A 20335-nucleotide genomic window follows, 5' to 3' on the forward strand; every position below is an offset into this window, starting at 1 on the left:
TCACGCCGTCTCCCCCGGCGATGTCTCGCCTGGTGTCCTCCGGTGACGCTTCATGTGGTGTCACCCAGCGGTGTTTCACGTGGTGCCTCGCCGCGGTGTTTCACGTGAAACGAACGAGTCGTCGCGGGAGAGGCGCGTTCCTGGGAGGAGGGCTGCCATCATCCGGTAAGTATCGCGGCGCCTGAGTGCGGGATGTACCGGTCTTGCTGCCGAGGTACGGGACGCGTGTTGGCACCGAGCGGATGTGGTCGACGTGACGAGCGCGCGCCGGTGCCCGCGTCCCCTCGCCAGGTTGCTGCGTCGGTTCGCTGGGTGGGGACATGTCTGCGTGGTCGGGGGGCGCGCCTGAGCTCGGAAGCCCGCGAGGCCGGCGCGCCCGCGGGGAGGCCCACCCCGCCCGCCCTGACGAAGCACGCGGGGTTGCACGTGGAACGGTCACGACGTAGGCACCCCGGTCGCTGAGTCCAGACCCCACTACGGACACCTCACCAGGGGTGAGGGCGGACCGCTCTGCACGGCTGACCTCGTCCGGCCCGTCGAAGGGCTCCGTTGGTGGGCGGCGGCGAGAACGCGCACGGGTCTGCGCGACCTGCTGGGATCCTCGGGGGTGCTTCGTTTCACGTGGAACGGTGCGGATGTGCGATCTCGAGGTGGTGCGCGCGGCCACGGGTCGCCAATGCGCTCTGTTTCACGTGAAACCAAGGGCGTGTGAAGCAGGCCGCTGCTCACCGCGTGAGCGCGGGGCTCGGAAGCGCTCGAACGGGCCGCCACTGGAGCGGAGCACCGACGCGCCCACGCAGTCGTCCGTCAGCCGTAAGCCACCCACCGCCGTCCGGCTGCTCTGATCAGCTGGATGGCGATCGAAGGGTGTTGCTGGAGAAGTGGTGCCAGGAGCGCATGCCGCCGGAGCGTGGCAGCCGATGTTCCACGTGAAACGACCCGCCCGGAGGGCCCAGAAGCCGGGAAGTCCCAGTCACCGGGAGCAAGATTCCCCGACGCCCACACGAACAGGCCCGGTTGGACCAGGAGATGTTTCACGTGAAACGCCCCGCGGCGCGCCGTCCAGATGCGGGCGATGTCTTGGCCCCGTTCTACGATGACCGGAGCCACGGAATCCACCAGAAGGGAACGCTGTGCCTGAGGAGCACGGAGCGAGCGCTCAGTACGAGCAGGTCGGGCACGGGTCGGGACGGGACGAGATCGGACGGGCCGCCCTCCTGCGCAGCGTCCCGGACGCCGACGACACCACACCGCTCGCGCAGCAGCTCGCCGAAGACGCCCGCCGACGGATTCGACTGACCGGCACCCGGTTCGCCAGACCCGAGAACACCCGCATCTTCACGATCGCCAACCAGAAGGGCGGCGTGGGGAAGACGACGACGGCGGTGAACATGGCGGCCGCTCTCGCCACCGGCGGATTGCAGGTCCTCGTGATCGACAACGACCCGCAGGGGAACGCGTCCACGGCCCTGGGCATCGACCATCACGCCGGCGTGCCGTCGATCTACGACGTGATCATCAACGACGTCCCCATGGCCGAGGTCGTCCAGCCGTGCGACGCGGTGGCCGGCCTCGAGGTGGCCCCCGCGACGATCGATCTCTCGGGCGCGGAGATCGAGCTCGTCTCGCTCGTCGCCCGAGAGAACCGCCTGCACAAGGCGATCGAGAGCTATCTTCAGTGGCGCGCGGAGAACGGGCAGCCCCGGATCGACTATGTCCTCATCGACTGTCCACCGAGCCTCGGGCTGCTGACCATCAATGCCTTCGTGGCGGCACAAGAGGTCATGATCCCGATTCAGTGCGAGTACTACGCCCTCGAGGGACTCTCGCAACTGCTCAAGAACATCGAGCTCATCCGCGGTCATCTCAACCCCGATCTACATGTGTCGACGATCGTGCTGACGATGTTCGACGGCCGCACCAATCTGTCCAGAGAGGTGGCGAACGAGGTGCGCGAGCACTTCCCCGAGCAGACCCTCACCGCCGCGATCCCGCGCTCCGTGCGGATCTCGGAGGCGCCGAGCTACGGGCAGACCGTGCTCACCTACGATCCCGGCTCGACCGGCGCCCTCGCCTACCAGGAAGCCGCGCACGAACTCACCCGCCCGGACGCCGGCCAGGATGCTCCGGGAACCACCAGGACGGCGGCCACGGCCGAGGAGGAGAACAGATGAGTGAGAAGCGTCGCGGCCTCGGGCGGGGGATCGGAGCCCTGATCCCGTCCGGCCCGGGGACAGCCACCATCGCCCGGCCGGTGGACGTCTTCTTCACCCCATCCTCGGGCACCGCACCCTCGGCCGAGGAGGCGACCCGCGAGGGAGACGAGGAGACCGGGGAGACCAGGCGGCCGCCGACCAAGGCCCAGGCTGCCGCACAGTCGCTGATGGCGCCGAGCAAGGCGGCCCGCGCACGCTCGGCCAGCGCCCAGCCGCGGCGCGCGGCCAAGCCGGCCGGAGCAGCCAAGCCGGACGAATCCGTCACGCCGGACGAATCGGTCAGGTCGGCTGAGCAGACCAGACCGGTCCCAGCGGCCGGCGCCGCCGAGGACACCCCGGACCAGGAGCCGGCGCCGTCCGTCGGTTCGCCACGGGCGGGAGCCGCCGATGCCACGCCGGACGACGGCGCCCTCGTCCCCGTGCCGGGGGCGCAGTTCGCCGAGCTGCCGGTGGGCCAGATCGTGCCCAACACCCGGCAGCCGCGTCAGGTGTTCGACGAGGACGACCTCGACGAGCTCGCTGCGTCGATCCGTGAGGTCGGCGTGCTCCAACCGGTCGTGGTGCGCCCGCTCGCCGTCCAGCCCACGAACCCGGACGAACCGCGCTTCGAGCTGATCATGGGCGAACGGCGCTGGCGCGCGAGCCGGCAGGCCGGGAACGCCACCGTGCCTGCCATCATCCGCGACACGACCGACGGCGACCTCCTGCGGGACGCGCTTCTCGAGAACCTTCACCGGGCGGACCTGAACCCGCTCGAGGAGGCGGCCGCCTACCAGCAGCTCCTCGGAGACTTCGGCTGCACGCATGATGAGCTCGCCGCCCGTATCGCCCGGTCCAGACCCCAGATCTCCAACACGCTCCGCCTGCTGAAGCTCCCGCCGCTGGTGCAGCGTCGAGTGGCCGCCGGGGTGCTCTCGGCAGGTCACGCACGTGCCCTCCTGGGCCTGTCCGACGGCGCCGCCATGGAACGGCTGGCGCAGAAGATCGTCGCGGAAGGGCTCAGCGTGCGGGCCACCGAGGAGATCGTCGCGCTCGGCGACGAGCCGGCCGCGCCGGAGATGCGGCGGCGGCCACGCACCACCGAGTACGCGGAGGGGCTGGACCACCTGGCCACGCGCCTGGCCGACCGGCTCGACACCCGCGTCAAGGTGAACCTCGGTCAGCGCAAGGGGCGGATCGCGATCGAGTTCGCCTCCGTGGAGGACCTCAACCGCATCCTGGACGTCCTCGCCCCGGGCGAGCAGCACGTCGGCGCCGCCGACTGAGGACGGCTCCACGGTCGGGCCCGGGGCTTCGCGGCCTTCAGTCGGTGAGGGCTGCCCTGACGATCGCGAGGTAGAGCTCGTCGAGCCCGTCCGGGCCGGCCTGGGCGGCCTGGGGGAAGAGCGAGGTCTCGGTCATGCCCGGGGCGACGTTCACGTCGAGGAACCAGGCCGTGCCGGCGTCGTCCAGGATCATGTCGGTGCGGGAGAGATGACGCAGCCCCAGCGTGGTGTGGACGGCGACGGCGAGCTCCCCCACGGTCCGGGTGCGCTCCTCGTCGAGCCGGGCGGGCACGAAGTACTCGCTCCGCCCGGCGTTGTACCGGGCGTCGTAGTCGTAGGGGCCCTCGGTCACGATCTCGACGGCGGGCAGCGCCCGCGGCCCGTCCCCGAGGTCGACGACGGACACCGCCACCTCGGTGCCGGTGACGGCGCGTTCGATGAGGGCCTCGTCGCCGTAGGCGAAGCAGGCGACCATCGCCTGGGGCAGCTGGTCGGACTCCGTGACCACGGTGACGCCGAGGGCGGAGCCGCCGCTGGCGGGCTTGACCACCAGCGGGAGGTCGAACCGGGCCTGGACGGCGTCCAGCACCGTCTGGGCGCCGACCTCGCGGAAGAGTGACTGTGGCAGGGCGGCGTAGTCCGGTGTCGGCAGGCCAGCGGCGCGGAGCACGGATTTGGCGACGGGCTTGTGTGAGGCGAGCCGGCAGCCGGCCGCGAGCGTCCCGACGTAGGGCAGGTCGACCAGGTCGAGCAGGTCCTGCAGGGATCCGTCCTCGCCGGTGGAGCCGTGCACCAGGGGCCACACCACGTCGGGCCGCAGTGCGCTCAGGTGCGGGATGAGACCGGCGTCGACGTCGAAGACCTCCACGCGCAGGCCCCGGCCCCGCAGCGCGCCGGCGACCCGGCGGCCGGACCGGATGGACACCTCACGTTCGTGCGAGAGCCCGCCGGCCAGGATCGCCACCGTGGGGTGGTCGGGGAGCACGGCGGGTGCCGGGTCGACGCCGGGGGCGTCGGGCATGTGCGCGTTCATCAGGATCCTTCCGCTCAGACCTGGTCGGGGGAGGGAAACTCGACGGTCTCGTGGGACCGGGCGTGCGCCGCCGGGCCGAACATGTCCACCAGCTCCGCCTCGGCGTGCACCACCGTCGAGAGCCGCCGCACACCCTCACGGATGCGCTCCGGCGTCGGGTAGCAGAACGACAGCCGCATGTGGTCGTGACCCTGGCCGTCGGCGTAGAACGCGGTGCCGGAGACGTAGGCGACCAGGTTGGTCACCGCGCGCGGGAGCATCGCCTGGGCGTCGAGACCGTCCGGGAGGGTCACCCACGTGTAGAAGCCGCCCGTCGGGACCGTCCAGCGGGCCTCGGGGAGGAACTCCGCCAGGGCGCCGAGCATGGCGTCGCGGCGCTCCCGGTACATCTGCCGGTACTCCTTGACCTGCCCGTACCAGTCGTAGCCGGCGAGGTAGGTGGCGATGGAGAGCTGGCTCATGTTCGACGGCGAGAGGATCGCCGACTCGCTCGCCAGCACCAGCTTCTCCCGCACGGCGTGCGGCGCGGCCGCCCAGCCCACCCGGTAGCCGGGGGCGAACGTCTTCGAGAACGAACCCAGGTACACCACGCCGTCGGGGGCGTAGCTCTTGAGGGCGCGCAGCGGGTCGCCGTCGAAGCCGAGCAGGCCGTACGGGTTGTCCTCGAGGATGAGCACGTGGTGGCGTCGGCAGATCTCCACGATCTGCGGACGGCGTTCCTCGGACAGGGTGACGCCGGCCGGGTTGTGGAAGTTGGGGACCGTGTAGAGGAACTTCACCGTGCGGCCCGCCCGCTCGAGCTCCGTCAGGGTCCGCTCGAGCTCCGCGGGCACGAGCCCGTCGGCGTCCATCGCCACGTGGACGACGTCGGCCTGGTACGCGCGGAACACCCCCAGCGCGCCCACGTAGCTCGGGGCCTCCGCGACGACGACGTCGCCCGGGTCGATGAAGATCTCGGTGACCAGGTCCAGCGCCTGCTGGGAGCCGGTGGTGACCACGACGTCGTCCGGGTGTGCGGCGACCTGGTCGTAGCGCATGACCTCCACGATCTGCTCCCGCAGCTCCTCCTCGCCCTGGCCACCGCCGTACTGCAGGGCCTTGGTGCCACGGTCCCGGATGAGCTTGGCCGTCATCTCCGCGATGAGATCGAGCGGCAGCCCGTCGATGTTGGGCATGCCGCCGGCGAGCGAGACGACCTCGGGCCGGTTGGCGACGGCGAAGAGCGACCGGACCTCCGAGGCGCGCATGCCGTGGGCACGCTCGGCGTAGCTGGAGTACCACGGGTCGAGGCGGGTGCCGGCTCGGGCGGCAGCAGCAGCGGCGGCGTGCGGCCGGCCGTGCTCGCCCGGATCCGTCTGCACACCCTTGCCCATCGTCTTCTCCTCGACGCTCGGACGGTCAGCGCGTGTCGCGGCCCGTCCCGGGGCAGTCTGCCACTGCCCGGCGAAGCGCGTGACGGCGCCTCGCCGGGTGGTCGCAGCAGCTGCCTGCCGGGCGCCACGCTCGGCGGGCAGGCCGGCGCGGCGCCGGACGCTCAGAGGAACTCGGCCAGATCCTGGAGCAGGGCCTTCTTGGGCTTGCCGCCGACGAGGGACTTCACGAGCTCCCCGCCCGCGTACACGTTGAACGTCGGGATCGAGACGATCCCGTACTTCTGCGTGACGGCCGGGTTGGCGTCGGTGTCGAGGGTGACGAACCGCATCCTGTCGCCGTGCGCCGCGGCGATCTCCTCGACGATGGGCGACATCTGGCGGCACGGGGCGCACCAGTCGGCCCAGAAGTCCACGAGCACGGGGACGTCGGAACCCAGCACCTCGGCGTCGAACGTGGCGTCGGTGACGGCGGGCAGGCCGCTCACGCGCGGATCCCGGCCGCGGCGTGGGCCGGAGCGGCGGCCTCGTCCAGCGCGGTGAGGTAGCGCTCGGCGTCGAGGGCGGCGGCGCAGCCCGTGCCGGCAGCCGTGATGGCCTGCCGGTAGGTGTGGTCGACGGCGTCGCCGCAGGCGAACACCCCGGGCAGGTTCGTCACCGTCGTCGGGGCGGCGACCGTGATGTAGCCCGCGTCGTCCAGGGTGACCTGACCGGCGAGCATCTCGGTGCGCGGCACGTGCCCGATCGCGACGAAGATGCCCGTCGCGTCCAGCTCGCGGAGCTCACCGGTGACGGTGTCGCGCAGCGTGACGGAGGTGACCTTCTGCTCACCGTGGATGGCGGCGATCTCGGAGTTCCACGCGAACTCGATCTTCTCGTTGTTCTGCGCACGCTCGGCCATGATCTTCGACGCACGCAGCTCGTCGCGCCGGTGCACCACGGTGACCTTGTCGGCGAACCGGGTCAGGAACGTGGCCTCCTCCATGGCGGAGTCACCGCCGCCGACGACGACGATGTGCTGGCCGCGGAAGAAGAACCCGTCGCACGTGGCACAGAAGGAGACGCCACGCCCGGAGAACGTCTTCTCCTCCGCCAGGCCGAGCTCCTTGTACACCGACCCGGTCGCCAGGATCACGGTCCGGGCGGAGAAGGTCTCGTCGTCGTCGGTGGTGACGGTCTTTATCACGCCGGTGAGGTCGACGGAGACGACGTCCTCGTAGCGGACCTCGGCACCGAAGCGCTTCGCCTGGTCGGCCATGTTCTCCATGAGCTGGGGGCCCATGATCCCCTCGGCGAAGCCGGGGAAGTTCTCCACCTCGGTGGTGTTCATCAGCGCACCGCCCGCGGTCACCGACCCGGCGAACACGACCGGCGCCAGGCCCGCCCGGGCCGCGTAGATCGCCGCGGTGTACCCGGCAGGTCCCGATCCCACCACGATCACGTCGTGCACGGTGCCATCAACGTCTGTCATCTCAGTCCTTCGCTCATGCCAGTCCGGGGCGTCTTGTTCGCCACCTGTCCAGCAGATGCAACCGATGGTACGGCGCTGGTGTTCCCGGGCCCGGCCGCCACGGCGCACGTCCCGCGGGACGTGGGACGCGTCAGCGCAGCGTCAGCTCGGCGATCTCGAGGCGGTTCTTCCCATCGGAGGCCGCGACCGGCAGGCTCGGGAACCACAGGACGAGGCTGTCCGTCTGGACCGGCTCGGCCAGCTCGAACACGGAACCTGGCCCCATCGGGCCGTCGGCGAGCACCTCCCCGCCGGTCGGGTCGGCCGCGGTGGTGGCCCGCACCTCGACGAGACCACCCTCGCCCATGAGGTCGATGACCACCGCGCTGACGAGCGTCGGCTGCTCGAGCGTGACCGCCAGCCCGATGCCGTCCTTCATCCCGTACTGCGGGTTCACGTAGGAGCGCGAACGCCAGAACGAGGCCGGGTCGCCGTCCAGCGCGCGTCCGGTGAGATCGGGGTTCTCCGCGCCGTCGCCCTGCGGGTCCAGGGGCACGAGTGCCGCGATCACGGGCGGGACCGGGGGCGTCGTGGGGTCCGCGGCCGGGGTCGGGGACGGTGCGGTCTGCGTCGGTGCGGCCGGGGTGGGATCCGGCAGGGACACCGGGTCCGGCGGGGCGAAGAGGATGCGGATGGAGATGAGCAGGAGCACCAGGACGATGACGCCGATGACGGCGAGCACGACCGGCGTCGGGTCGAGCCGCCGCTCGGTGAAGGGCACTTCGGGGCCGTCCACGTCCGGCGGCGTGAACAGATCCTCGTCGTCGGGTGGACGGCCCTCCCGGAGCGTGCGGACGCCCTCGGAGACGCGGCGGGACCCGGCGGCGATGCCGGCCGCGGCGCTGCGTGCGGCCCCCGCGGTCCGGGTGCCGAGCTCGCCGAGCGAGTCCGCGATCCGGGTGTGCCGCGCCGGCGCGGACGCGGGGGCGTCCTGGTCGGCGGTCGACATGATGCGCGTGAGCTCCGGCGCCTCATGGTCCGTGGCGGGACCCGGTGCCCCGCGGCGGACCCCGGGGGCGGTGGCCCCGCCGGTGGCGTCCGTGTGCTCGACGTCGGGGGCGTCGCTCGCCGGCAGGTCAGCGGCCGGGGGCCCGGGTGGGGGGCCGATGGCGTCGGCCGGATCGTCGGCCTGGTCGTTCACCCGGGTCCAGGCGGGGCGCGTGATCCTGGGCCCGGCGGCCGCCTGGTCCGGTGCGGCGCCGGGCGGGCCATCGGCGCCCACCGGCGGGGCCGGGGCGGCGGCGGTGGCCCCGCCCGTCACGGACTCGTCGGGCTGGGCCACGTCCGCGGCGGCCGGGTCGTCGGTGGGTGCAGCGGCGGTGTCGTCAGGTACGGGTGCGTCACCGGGCGATGGTGCCGCGGCCGCTGCGGCGCCGGGAGCCTCGGTCGTGGTCGTGGTCGTGGTCGCGGTCGCGGTCGTGGGTGCTGCGGCCGGCGGCGGCACGGGGTGGGCGAGCGCCGCGTCGACGTCGGGCCAGGGCGCGAGCAGGCGGATGAGCTCCCCGGTGCTCCGCGGCCCCTTGCCCTCGATCAGGGTCGCGGTGCACAGGGCGTCGAGGTCGGCGGGGACGTCGGCGCGCAGCTCCCGGGGCGGGACGATCGCCCCGCCCAGCGCGTCGCCCGGCCGGGCGTCGTCGGGGTGGCTGACCGGCCAGACCCCGGTGAGCGCGAGGTACACCAGCCGCACGAGGTCGACCGTGTCCCGACGGGAAGCGGTGAGCGGGGAGTCGTCCGGGCCGGCGGTGCCGCGCAGCAGGGCGTCGACCCCGAGACCGGTCACCAGCACCTCGCCGTCGGGGGTGACGTGGAGGCTGCTCGGCCGCAGCGCCTGGTGGCGCACCCCCTGACGGCGCGCGGCCTCGAGGGCGCTCGCGGCCTCGCCGACGACGGCGCGCGCCTGCACGGCGCTCATGCCCGCGGCGGCGATGGTGGCGAGGTCGGGGCCGCGCACGACGTCGGTGACGACGTAGGAGGCTCCCGGGTGCGCGCCGACGTCCAGGACGCGCAGCAACCGATGGTCCTCGACCAGGGAGGCGCGGCGAGCGGCGTCCAGCGCGTCGGCGGCGCGGGAGGTGGTGAGCTCGAGGACCCAGACGTCGCGGGCGAGCACCGTGTCGTGCGCGAGCCAGCGGGTGACGTCGCCCACGGGCGCGCCGTCGTCGGGGACCACCGCCCTGAGCTCGTACCGCCCGCCGAGCAGGCGTGGTTCGGGGCTCCCGGTGCCGTCGGCGTCCAGCTCTGCGCTCCTCATCCTCATGTCCGCCGGCGCCCGCCGGCTGCCGCCGAGTCTACGCAGCGCCGCGGCCGCTCCGAGCAGCGCCGGGCCGGCGGGTGCGGGTGCGCGGCGCCCCGTCGCGTCGACCAGGCTCGCCACCGGCCGCAGGACGGTCCACAGCTCGTCCACCTGCAGCACCCGCAGCAGCGCCACGTACAGGGCGACCATGACGGCGCCCACCACCAGGGTGCGCCACAGCGCACCGGGCACGTCGAGTTCGGCGCCGGAGGTGCCGAACAGCCGGAGCAGCACCCAGCCGACCAGCATCGTCGGGCCCACGGCCAGGGTCAGGCGCAGGTAGGTGCGCAGCACGTGCGCGCCGTCGAGGGAGCGCAGGCGCGGTCGTAGGCCCAGGTACGTCACCGCGGCCCCCGCCGTGTTGGACAGCGCCATCGCGGCGCCGATCCCGACGACCGTCCACTGCGGGGGCAGCAGCATCGACGCCAGCGCGCCCACCGTGACGACGGCGATCATCGGCACCTGGAGCCAGAACAGGCCGCGGGCGTCCTCGAACGCGTAGTAGACGCGCTGGACCACGGTGAACGCCCCGACGCCCACGAGCCCCACCAGCATCGCGACGAGCACGCGGGCGATCGACTGCGCCTCCGTGTAGGAGACCGTGCCGGTGATGACGCGCACGACCGGCAGCGCCAGCACGATCAGCGCGCCCGCGGCGAAGACGGTGAACACCCCCACCGTGCGCAGCCCGAGCGAGAGGTCCGCCCGCACGGCGTCGAGGTCCTTGCCGGCGGCGTTGCCGGCCATCCGGGTGAACAGTGCGGTGACCAGCGAGACCACCACGAGGGAGGTCGGGAGGGAGTACACGAGGTAGGCGGTGTCGTAGGCGGCGTTGCCGGGCACGTCCAGCGCGCCCACCCCCACGTTCGATGCGCGCGCGGCGGCCCGGGAGATCGCCACCGTGCTGATCTGCCCGACGGCGACTGCGGCGAACACCCACATCGCCACCTTGCTGGCGCGGCCCAGGCCGGAGCCGCGCAGCCGCAGGTCCGGGCGGAACCGGAAGCCGGAGCGGCGCAGCGGCACCAGCAGCACGGCCGCCTGGGCGGCCACCCCCAGCGTTGCCGTCCCCGTCAGCACCGCGACCCGGGAGACCGTCCAGATCCCAGCGCCGGTGGCGTCGGTGGCGTCGACGCCACCGAAGGCCACCAGGTAGACGACGAGGCCGAGGATCGCGACGACGTTGTTCACCGCCGGCGCCCACATGTACGGCCCGAAGATCCCGCGCGCGTTGAGGATCTGGCCCAGCACCGTGTACATGCCATAGAAGAACACCTGCGGGATGCACCAGTAGCCGAACGTGACGGCCAGGTCGTACCACTGCGGTTCCAGGGACCCGGCGAAGATGCTGACCAGTACCCCGGCGCCCACGGTCAGCAGCGCCGTGATCGCGCCCAGCCCGAGGATCGCGAGCGTGACCAGCCGGTTGACGTAGGCCTGGCCGCCGTCGTCGTGCAGGCGGATGGCGCGCACGATCTGGGGCACGAGGACGGCGTTGAGCACGCCGCCCGCGATGAGCATGTAGATGACGTTCGGCAGCTTGTTCGCGACGGCGAACGCGTTGGCCGCGCCGTAGTTGATCCCGATCGCGGCACCGAGCAGCAGCGGGCTGCGCACGACCCCCAGCAGCCGGGAGACGAGCGTGCCGGTGAACATCACCACCGAGGAGCCGGCGACGCCGCGCGGCTCGCTCATCCCAGATCCTCCGGTACCGGGACCGGTTCGTTCGGGTCCATCCGGGGACCGCGCCGGACGGTGCGAACGATGCCCGCCACGAGCAGGACCGCCAGCGCACCGGCGAGGACGGCCGTCCCGACGTTCTCCCAGTCGGGCCGGGCCCGCACATGCAGCTCGGTGACGGCGCCGAGGGGCTCGCCGTCGGGCGTGCGCAGCAGGACGTCGACCGGCACGTCGCCGCTGCCGACCGCCCGCACCGGCACCTGCGCCGTCGCCTCGGCGCCGGCCGGCACGGTGACGGTGACGGACTCGGGCACCTGGAGGCGCGGGTCGAAGGGTTCCAGCACCACCTGCACGACGACGTCGACGCCGAGGTCGTTGCGGACGTGGATCGGGATCTGGGCGGAGGCGTTGATGAGGTTGAGCGTCGAGGAGGGCAGGGCCGTCACGGCGTCGCCGATGGCGGCGAGCTGTGCGCCGACGTGCTCGACGAGGCCGGCTCGGCCACCGGGGTCCGCCCGCCAGGCGACGGACAGCACCGGCGCGAGCGCCGTCTCGGCGGCGTCGAGCAGGCCCTGCGGGTCCGGGGTGATGGACGCGACCACCCGGGCCTGGGCCTGGGCCGACGCCGCGGCCCGCAGCACGGCGCCGTCGAGCTCGCCCACCGCGTCCGCGGCGGTGGGCAGCTCCGTCCGGGACAGCGCGGGAGCCTCGAGGTCGAGGACCCCGGAGAGCGTCGTCGGCTCGACCCAGGGGGCCGCCGCCAACGCGGCGAGCACCTCCCCCAGGTCGGTGGCATCGCCGTCGAAGTCCCGCGGCAGGGCCAGTACCAGCGGGCGGGGGTCGGAAGGGCGCTCGCGGGCGATGACGGCGGTCTGTGCCAGGAGGAACTGCCGGGTGGTCAGCGGGTCCAGATCGACGAGCTCGTCGGAGCCGCTCGCCACCCGCGGCAGGAGCCGGCCGGCGAGGCTGGCCGAGGCGTACTCGTCCGTCAGCACCGCCTGCGTCGTGCCGTCCTCGAGCGGGACGGTGGCGCGCGCGGAGGCGGTGTACGTCAGGCCGGTGGTCGGGGTCAGCGCGGCGGCGGGCAGGACGACGGCGGCGGCGCCGGTGGCGGTCGCGGCCGCGACGGACTCCTGGTCCGCCGAGACGGGCCAGGCGACGTCGGCCCGGACGCCGAGCTCGGTGGCGAGCGGTGCGGCCCGGTCGAGCGCATCCGTCAGGAGCTCGGTCCGGCCGGCATGGGCGAGGGCGGAGACGTCCGCGTCCGCCCAGGGCAGCACGAGGATCTCGCGGCCGGCGGTGCTGGTCAGGGTGGTCAGGCTCTCCCGCAGGGCGGCTGCGGCCGCTGCGCCCGGGTCCGTGCCGGCGGCGTCGACAGCTGCGCCCGCGGCCGGGCGCTCGGCGTCGGCCGGGGGGAGCGGGATGAGGTCGGTGGCCGCGGCGTCGGCAAGCAGCAGCGGGTCGACGAGGGTGGTGACGCCGGGGTGGTCGAGCGCCTCGAGCAGGGGAGCCACCCGGGTGGTGGCGGCCGCGGCGACGGACTCCTCGTTCGTGCGCGCCGCGGTGAGCTCGCCCGCCGAGGCGGTCACCGGCGCGAGCACGCTGACCGGTGTGGGGCTCACCGCGAGGTCGGGGTACCAGAGGAGGAAGTTGCGGTCGGCGCCGTCGGGCGCCCCCCCGGCCGCCCCGCCGTCGACCCTGACCTCGATGCCGCGCGGGCCCCAGGACCCGGCGCTCTGCGAGAGCGGGAGATCCGCGGCGGCGACGGTGAACACGACGGTGGCGGAGGCCTCGGCCGGCAGCGGGCCGGCGAGCTCCTGCCGGGCGAGCTCGATCGTGGAGAACAGCGAGTCCGGCTCGAGCCAGCGCTGGAGGTTGGACCGGGAGATCGGGGTGGACCGCTGGATGCGCAGCACCGCTGCCGGGGCCGCGACGTCCGTGTCCGTGGGGTTGGTCACGGTTGCGCGCACCACGAGCGCGTCGTCCGGGCCGAGCACCGTCGGCCCGATGTCGGTGATGTCGACGGCGAGGCTGTCGGTCGGGGTGGGATCGGCGGTGCGGGTCACGGTCGGGTCGGGAGTGGCGACCGGGACGCCCGCCGCGGTGCTCGCGGCCGCCGACCCGGCCGTGATGGCCGGACCGAGGGCGAGCGCCCCCGCCGCGGTGACCAGAGCGACCGGGCGCGCCCACGCCCGTGCCTGCCTCATGCGCGACCGGCCAGCACGTCCCGCGCCGTGGCGACGACGCGGCGCTCGTTCGGGTAGGCGAGGCGGGTGGCGACCTCGTCGAGGCCCACCCACGCGACGTCCTCGGCCTCGTGGTCCGGATCGTTCTCGATGGTCAGCCTCCCGCCCGTCGCGGCGAGCAGGTAGTGGTGCACGACCTTGTGCACGCGGCGGTCCGTGCCGGCGAACCAGTAGTCGATGGTGGCCAGGTGGCGCAGGACGCGCCCGGAGATGCCCGTCTCCTCGGCGATCTCGCGCACGGCCGCCTCCTCGGCCGTCTCCGCCCCCTCGAGGTGGCCCTTCGGCAGGCACCACTCGAGCCGACCGGCGCGGTTGCGGCGCGCGATGACGGCGGTGAAGGCTCGTCCCTCGATGACGTCGACCACGAGACCGCCGGCGGAGGTCTCGTCGACCACCGGGAGGATGTTCGAGCGCGCGTTCACCAGCCGGTTCCTCGGCGGCCGCGGCACCTGCGGTCGCGGGTAGGGAAGGGCGGCGGGCATGTGGCCACTGTAATGATCCGCGCAGGGCCCGGCGTGTGGGGATCGCGTCCGGCGTGGCACCCTGGGGCGGTGCCGAGCCCGAATCCCCACCGTGCCACCGACCCCGACCGTCGCGATCTCCACCGTGCCACCGACCCCGACCGCCTGCAGGAGCTGCGGCGGCGTGCCGTCGGCGCGCTGGCGGCGCTGCCCCCCGAGGTGCTCCGGCTCGGTGCGGTGTTCGCGGCCGCCGGTCACGAGCTGGCCCTGGTCGGTGGCCCGGTGCGCGACGCCTTCCTGGGCCACCCGGTGCACGACCTCGACTTCGCGACGTCGGCCCGGCCGGAGGAGACGGAACGGCTCCTCGCCGCCTGGGGGGACACCTCGTGGGACATCGGCAAGGAGTTCGGCACGATCGGTGCCCGGCACGGCGACGTCGTCGTCGAGGTCACGACGTACCGCACCGAGGCGTACGAGATCGGTTCCCGCAAGCCGGCAGTGAGCTACGGCGACACGCTGGTCGGCGACCTCACGCGCCGCGACTTCACGGTCAACGCGATGGCGGTTAGGGTGCCCGCCCTGGAGTTCGTCGACCCGCACGACGGGCTGTCGGACCTGGCCGACCAGATGCTGCGCACCCCCGTCTCCGCCACGCAGTCCTTCGACGACGACCCGCTGCGGATCATGCGCGCCGCCCGGTTCACCGCCCAGCTCGGTTTCCACGTGACCGAGGACGTCATGACGGCGATGACGGCGATGGCGGCGCGACTCGAGATCGTCTCCGCCGAGCGGGTGCGCGCCGAGATCGAGCGGCTGCTCGTGTCGCGGTGGCCGCGGCGCGGTCTCGAGCTCATGGTCTACACGGGGGTGGCCGAGGTGGTGCTGCCCGAGCTGGCCCGGCTCCAGCAGACCGTCGACGAGCACAAGCGTCACAAGGACGTCTACGAGCACACGCTCACGGTCCTGGACCAGGCGATCGCGCTCGAGACGGGCCCCGACGGGCCCGTTCCCGGACCGGACCTGACCCTGCGTCTCGCGGCGATCATGCACGACGTCGGCAAGCCGGCCACCCGCCGCTTCGACCCGGCCGGCGGGGTCAGCTTCCACCACCACGAGATCGTGGGCGCGAAACTCACGACGAAGCGGCTCCGGGCGCTCCGGTTCGACAAGCACACCATCAAGGACGTCTCACGCCTGGTGGAGCTGCACCTGCGCTTCCACGGCTACGGCGAGGGCGGCTGGACCGACTCCGCCGTGCGGCGCTACGTCACCGATGCGGGCCCACTGCTCGAGCGGTTGCATCGGTTGACCCGGGCCGACTGCACCACGCGCAACCAGCGCAAGGCCATGCGGCTCGCCGCCGCCTACGACGACCTCGAGGAGCGCATCACGCTGCTGCGCGAGCGGGAGGAGCTCAAGGCGATCCGGCCGGACCTGGACGGCAAGCGGATCATGGCGCTGCTCGGCGTCCCTGCCGGGCCCGTGGTCGGCGAGGCGTACCAGTACCTGCTGGAGCTGCGCATGGAGAACGGCCCGATGAGTGAGGACGCGGCGCGCGAGGCGCTCCTGGCGTGGTGGGCCGAGCGTGGCTGAGCGGTTCGGCCGGTCGGGGTGCGGTTCTTCCGTGGTTCAGTCGTGCTCGCTGGTCAGCACCGGGACGGGGCGGTCCGCCAGGCGCACGACGCCGCGCCGGTAGGTCACCGCGACGATCACGTACACGGCGGTGAGCGCCAGGAAGACGCCGCGGGACCAGCCCGTGTCCGGCAGGGCGAACGCGGCCAACGCCGCCGCCCCGACGAACGCGGCGTTGTACATCACGTCGTACAGCGAGAACGCCCGCCCCCGGTAGGTGTCGTCCGTGTCCCGCTGGACGATCGTGTCCACCGAGATCTTCGCCCCCTGCACCCCGAGGCCCATGAGCACGGCCGCGACCATGATCGCCCCGCGGGCGGGGGACAGGGCCAGCAGCGCCTGGCTGAGCCCGGCGATCGAGAGGCAGCCCACGATCCAGGTCGACGCGGGCATGCGCTCGTGCGCGAGCGGGGTCAGGAAGATCGCCAGGCCGTTGCCCAGGAACGAGACGCCGGTCAGCAGCGCGAAGGTCGCGAGACCGGCACCGGCGTCGGCCGGGGAGCTGAGCAGGTTGCGCGAGATGAGCAGCAGCGCGATGAAGTTGACGCCGTAGAGGAAGCGGTGCGCCGCCATGACCCCGAGCGCCAGGCCCGGCGTGCGGCGGGCGATGAGGTACCGGGCGCCGTCGACCATGTCCGCGGCGGTCGCACGCACGTCCGACCGCAGCGTGGAGCCGATCTCGCCCCGGGCCGGCCCCAGCTCGTCGCGGCCGAGCCGCAGCGCCAGGGCCGACGCGGCGCCGAAGAGGACGGCCGCCGCCGCGAGCACGATGCCGTCCTTCACCGGCCCGGCGGGCACGGCCCAGCCGACGAGCAGGCCGAGCACCGCGCCGACGACGGCGGCGACCGCGCCGAGCGTCGGCGTGATGGAGTTGGCCATGACGAGGTGCTGGCGAGGCACGACGCACGGCAGCCCGGCGGAGAGCGCCGCGAGCAGGAACCGGTTCACGCCCAGCGTCACCAACGCGAGCACGTACACCGCCGGACCGATCCCCACCGTGGCCATGAGCACGGAGAGGATCAGCGCCAGGACGACCCGGACCGCATTGGCGACGGCGAGGACCTGACGGCGACGCCACCGGTCCAGGAGCGGCCCGGCGAACGGACCGACGACGGTGAAGGGCAGCAGCAGCACCGCGAATGCCGTGGCCACCCCTTCCGCCGTCGCCATGTTCTGCGGACTGAAGAAGAAGAGGGTGGCGAGGCCCACCTGGAACATGCCGTCGCCGCACTGGGAGACCAGGCGGACGGTGAAGAGTCGGCGGAACCCGGGGTTGACCGAGAGGGTTCGCAGGTCGGTCAAGACGCTCATGGGCGCGGCCCGGGCGCGGGAGTCGGCACCGGTGCAGGCTATCCGACGGCGCCGGGGCTGCCCGTGGTCGGGTGCGGGGCCCGTGGTCGGGTGCCGGGGACGCCTGTGGTCGGGTGCGAAGTGCCCGCGGTCGGGTGCCGGGGCCTTGGTCGGGTGCGGGGCCCGTGGTCGGGTGCCGGGGACGCCTGTGGTCGGGTGCGAAGTGCCCGCGGTCGGGTGCGCGGGCCTTGGTCGGGTGCTGGGCCCGTGGTCGGGTGCCGGGATGGGCGTGGACGGGGGCGAAGGGCCCGCGGGGGCGGCAGGTTCCCGGATCTGCGGATGACCATCATCACAGCCCCGCCGGGCAGGGCTCCCCTGGCGCGGCCCGGGCGCACGCGGGACCATGGATGGGTGGGTACAGCAAACTTTCCCGGGTCCGCACCCGCCACCCACTCCGCCGTGCCGATCGGCCGCGACCCCTCCCTCAGGTCGGCGGCGGACGTCGCGCGTGACCTCGACGTCGACGTCGCCACCGGCCTGACCTCCGCCGAGGCCGCCCGGCGCCTCGAGGCCGACGGCCCCAACGTGCTGCGGACCAAGCCGCCGGCCCCGCTCTGGCGCAAGATCCTCGCCCAGTTCCAGGACCCGCTGATCTACCTGCTGCTGGTCGCCGTCGTGATCTCGGTGTTCGCGTGGGTGGCCGAGGGCGCCACGGGCCTGCCGATCGACGCGATCGTCATCGCCGCCGTCGTGCTGCTCAACGGCATCATCGGGTTCGTCGAGGAGAACAAGGCGGAGAACGCCGTCGCCGCCCTGCAGTCCATGACCGCCGCGAGCTCGACCGTGCTGCGCGCGGGCGAGCTGCGGACCGTGCCGTCCGCCGAGATCGTGCGCGGCGACGTCCTCGTCCTGAGCGAGGGCGACGCCGTCGGGGCCGATGCCCGCCTGGTCACCGCCACCGCCCTGCGCATCTCCGAGGCCTCCCTCACCGGTGAGAGCGAGGCCGTCCTCAAGGACCCGGCCACCCTGTCCGAGGCCGTGCCCCTCGGCGACCGGCTGGACATGGTCTACAAGGGCACCGCGGTCGCGCAGGGCGTCGGACGCGCCGTCGTCACCGGCGCCGGCATGGGCACCGAGATGGGCGCCATCGCCACGATGCTCGACGAGACCCAGGAGGATCCCTCGCCGCTGCAGAAGGAGATCGCCGGCGTCTCCAAGCTCCTGGGCATCACGGTCATCGTCATCGCCGTGGGGGTCATGATCGTCACCGCCCTGGTCAACGACGTCTCCTCGCCGAGCGACTTCGTCACGGTGCTCCTGCTCGGTGTCTCGCTCGCCGTCGCCGCCGTGCCGGAGGGGCTGCCGGCGATCCTATCGGTGGTCCTCGCGATCGGGGTCCAGCAGATGGCGAAGCGCAACGCCGTCGTGAAGAAGCTCCACTCGGTCGAGACGTTGGGCGCCGCATCGGTCATCGCCTCGGACAAGACCGGCACGTTGACGAAGAACGAGATGACCATCCAGCGCGTCGCCACGGCGTCCGGCGAGGTGGAGCTCACCGGGGTGGGCTACCGGCCCACGGGTGCGGTGCGGCACGACGGCCATGAGCTCGTCGATCCCGCGCTCGTCCACGAGGTGCGCCTGGTGCTCGGGGGTGGTTCGCTCGCGAACGACGCCCAGCTGCGCGAGGAGGACGGTGAATGGGCGATCCAGGGCGACCCCACCGAGGCCGCCTTCCTCGTCGCCGCGCACAAGCTCGACGGCACCATGGAACGGGCGGAGGAGTTCGAGCGGCACGCCGAGGTGCCGTTCAGCTCCGAACGCAAGATGATGTCGGCCTTCGTCGGGCGCTCCGCGGACGACGGCGGGCTGGCCGTCGTGACCAAGGGGGCGCCCGACGTCCTGCTCGCGCGCTGCACGTCCGTGCAGGTGGGCACGGACGTGGTGGCGCTGGACGAGGAGCGGAGCGGGCGGGCGCTCGACGACGTCGAGCGCCTCTCCGGTCAGGCGTTCCGCACCCTGGGTGTGGCGTACCGCGTGCTGGACGAGGCCGCCGTGCAGGACGGGCTCGACGAGGCGGACGAGCAGGATCTCGTCTACGTCGGCGTCGTGGGCATCATCGATCCCCCGCGCGCCGAGGTCGCCGATGCCGTCGCCGAGGCCCACCGCGCCGGCATCCGCGTCATGATGATCACCGGCGACCACCCCACCACGGCCGCCCGGATCGCCGGAGACCTCGGGATCGTGGAGCCCGGGCACCGGGCGGTCACCGGGGCCGAGCTCGACGCGCTGTCCCAGGCCGAGTTGACCGCCGTCACCCGCACGACGTCGGTCTACGCGCGGGTGGCGCCGCAGAACAAGCTGCAGATCGTCGACTCGTTGCAGGCGGAGGGCCAGGTCGTCGCGATGACCGGGGACGGCGTCAACGATGCCCCGGCGCTGAAGTCCGCCGACATCGGCGTCGCCATGGGCATCACGGGGACGGAGGTGACGAAGGAGGCCGCCAAGATGATCCTCGGCGACGACAACTTCGCCACGATCGTCGTCGCGGTCCGGCAGGGCCGGGTCATCTTCGACAACATCAAGAAGTTCCTGCGCTACCTGCTCTCCTCGAACATGGGTGAGGTCTTCACGGTCTTCCTCGGCGTGCTCTTCGCCGGTGCGATCGGGCTGGCCGGGGCGTCGGAGGAGGCGGTCGTCGTGCCGCTGCTGGCCACCCAGATCCTGTGGATCAACCTCGTCACGGACTCCGGCCCCGCGCTCGCGATGGGCGTGGACGCCGAGGTCGACGACGTCATGGCGAGGCGGCCGCGCGGGCTGTCCGACCGGATCATCGACCAGCACATGTGGACGGGCATCCTGTCCATCGGCCTGGTGATGGGCGTCGTCACGCTGCTGACGATGGACATCTTCCTGCCCGGCGGGCTCGTCGAGGGGACGGACTCGCTCGAGGTGGCCCGGACCGTCGGGTTCACCACGCTGGTGTTAGCGCAGCTCTTCAACGCGTTCAACTCCCGCTCGGAGACCACCAGCGCGTTCAGTCACATGTTCACGAACCCGTGGCTGTGGGGTGCGGTGGCGCTCGCGGCCGGGCTGCAGGTCGCGATCGTGGAGCTGCCGTTCCTGCAGACCGCGTTCGGCACCGCGCCGCTGGACCTGGCGCACTGGGGCGTGTCGATCGCGATGGCTTCCGCGGTGCTGTGGTTCGACGAGCTGCGCAAGCTGGTGTGGCGGCTGCGGCACCCGGCCGCGGTGGCCACCGTCTGAGGATCGGATCTCGCCGAGGATCTCGCCGAGGATCGCACTGTGGTGAGCATCAACAGAGATATCCACAGAATCGGG

At 72.9% G+C, this 20335-nt stretch carries 12 protein-coding genes; 4 read left to right on the forward strand and 8 right to left on the reverse strand.

Annotated features, from left to right (window positions below):
* Positions 1-1133 precede the first annotated feature (1133 nt).
* Complete coding sequence (locus tag ACYC1Z_RS03890; protein ID WP_461408222.1) at positions 1134-2174, forward strand: ParA family protein; 1041 nt, start codon at positions 1134-1136, stop codon at positions 2172-2174.
* Positions 2171-3481 carry a ParB/RepB/Spo0J family partition protein gene (locus ACYC1Z_RS03895; protein WP_461408223.1) on the forward strand — a complete coding sequence of 437 codons (1311 nt, stop codon included), beginning with the start codon at positions 2171-2173 and terminating at the stop codon, positions 3479-3481. Before ACYC1Z_RS03890 ends, ACYC1Z_RS03895 begins: the two co-directional genes overlap by 4 nt.
* 37 nt (positions 3482-3518) lie before the next feature.
* Here the strand turns inward: ACYC1Z_RS03895 and ACYC1Z_RS03900 are convergent, their stop codons facing one another.
* From ACYC1Z_RS03900 to ACYC1Z_RS03930, 7 genes are all read right to left on the reverse strand, one after another.
* Positions 3519-4502: a D-alanine--D-alanine ligase family protein gene (locus ACYC1Z_RS03900; protein WP_461408236.1), complete on the reverse strand. Its 984-nt coding sequence runs from the start codon at positions 4500-4502 to the stop codon at positions 3519-3521.
* Between the two features lie 26 nt (positions 4503-4528).
* Entirely contained in the window at positions 4529-5887 is a 1359-nt protein-coding gene (locus ACYC1Z_RS03905) for an aminotransferase-like domain-containing protein (RefSeq protein WP_461408224.1), read from the reverse strand.
* A gap of 161 nt (positions 5888-6048) precedes the next feature.
* A complete protein-coding gene (gene trxA, locus ACYC1Z_RS03910) occupies positions 6049-6372 on the reverse strand; it encodes a thioredoxin (RefSeq protein WP_461408225.1) in 324 nt (107 codons plus the stop codon).
* Complete coding sequence (gene trxB, locus ACYC1Z_RS03915; RefSeq protein WP_461408226.1) at positions 6369-7355, reverse strand: thioredoxin-disulfide reductase; 987 nt, start codon at positions 7353-7355, stop codon at positions 6369-6371. Before trxB ends, trxA begins: the two co-directional genes overlap by 4 nt.
* 130 nt (positions 7356-7485) lie before the next feature.
* A complete protein-coding gene (gene murJ / locus ACYC1Z_RS03920) occupies positions 7486-11382 on the reverse strand; it encodes a murein biosynthesis integral membrane protein MurJ (RefSeq protein WP_461408227.1) in 3897 nt (1298 codons plus the stop codon).
* Positions 11379-13574 carry a DUF6049 family protein gene (locus ACYC1Z_RS03925; RefSeq protein WP_461408228.1) on the reverse strand — a complete coding sequence of 732 codons (2196 nt, stop codon included), beginning with the start codon at positions 13572-13574 and terminating at the stop codon, positions 11379-11381. Before ACYC1Z_RS03925 ends, murJ begins: the two co-directional genes overlap by 4 nt.
* Positions 13571-14095, reverse strand: a complete 525-nt coding sequence (locus ACYC1Z_RS03930; RefSeq protein ID WP_461408229.1) for an NUDIX hydrolase — start codon at positions 14093-14095, stop codon at positions 13571-13573. Before ACYC1Z_RS03930 ends, ACYC1Z_RS03925 begins: the two co-directional genes overlap by 4 nt.
* Positions 14096-14107: 12 nt before the next feature.
* On the opposite strand from ACYC1Z_RS03930, the gene ACYC1Z_RS03935 reads away from it, so the two are divergent.
* A complete protein-coding gene (locus ACYC1Z_RS03935; RefSeq protein WP_461408230.1) occupies positions 14108-15667 on the forward strand; it encodes a CCA tRNA nucleotidyltransferase in 1560 nt (519 codons plus the stop codon).
* Positions 15668-15703: 36 nt separating this feature from the next.
* Here ACYC1Z_RS03935 and ACYC1Z_RS03940 read toward each other — a convergent pair whose 3' ends face one another.
* Complete coding sequence (locus ACYC1Z_RS03940; protein WP_461408231.1) at positions 15704-17017, reverse strand: MFS transporter; 1314 nt, start codon at positions 17015-17017, stop codon at positions 15704-15706.
* A gap of 318 nt (positions 17018-17335) precedes the next feature.
* Between ACYC1Z_RS03940 and ACYC1Z_RS03945 the strand changes: the two genes are divergently transcribed.
* The gene (locus ACYC1Z_RS03945; protein ID WP_461408232.1) at positions 17336-20260 is read left to right on the forward strand and encodes a cation-translocating P-type ATPase; all 2925 of its coding nucleotides are present in this window, start codon (positions 17336-17338) and stop codon (positions 20258-20260) included.
* The last annotated feature ends 75 nt before the right edge of the window (positions 20261-20335 follow it).

Source organism: Georgenia sp., from assembly GCF_054605595.1.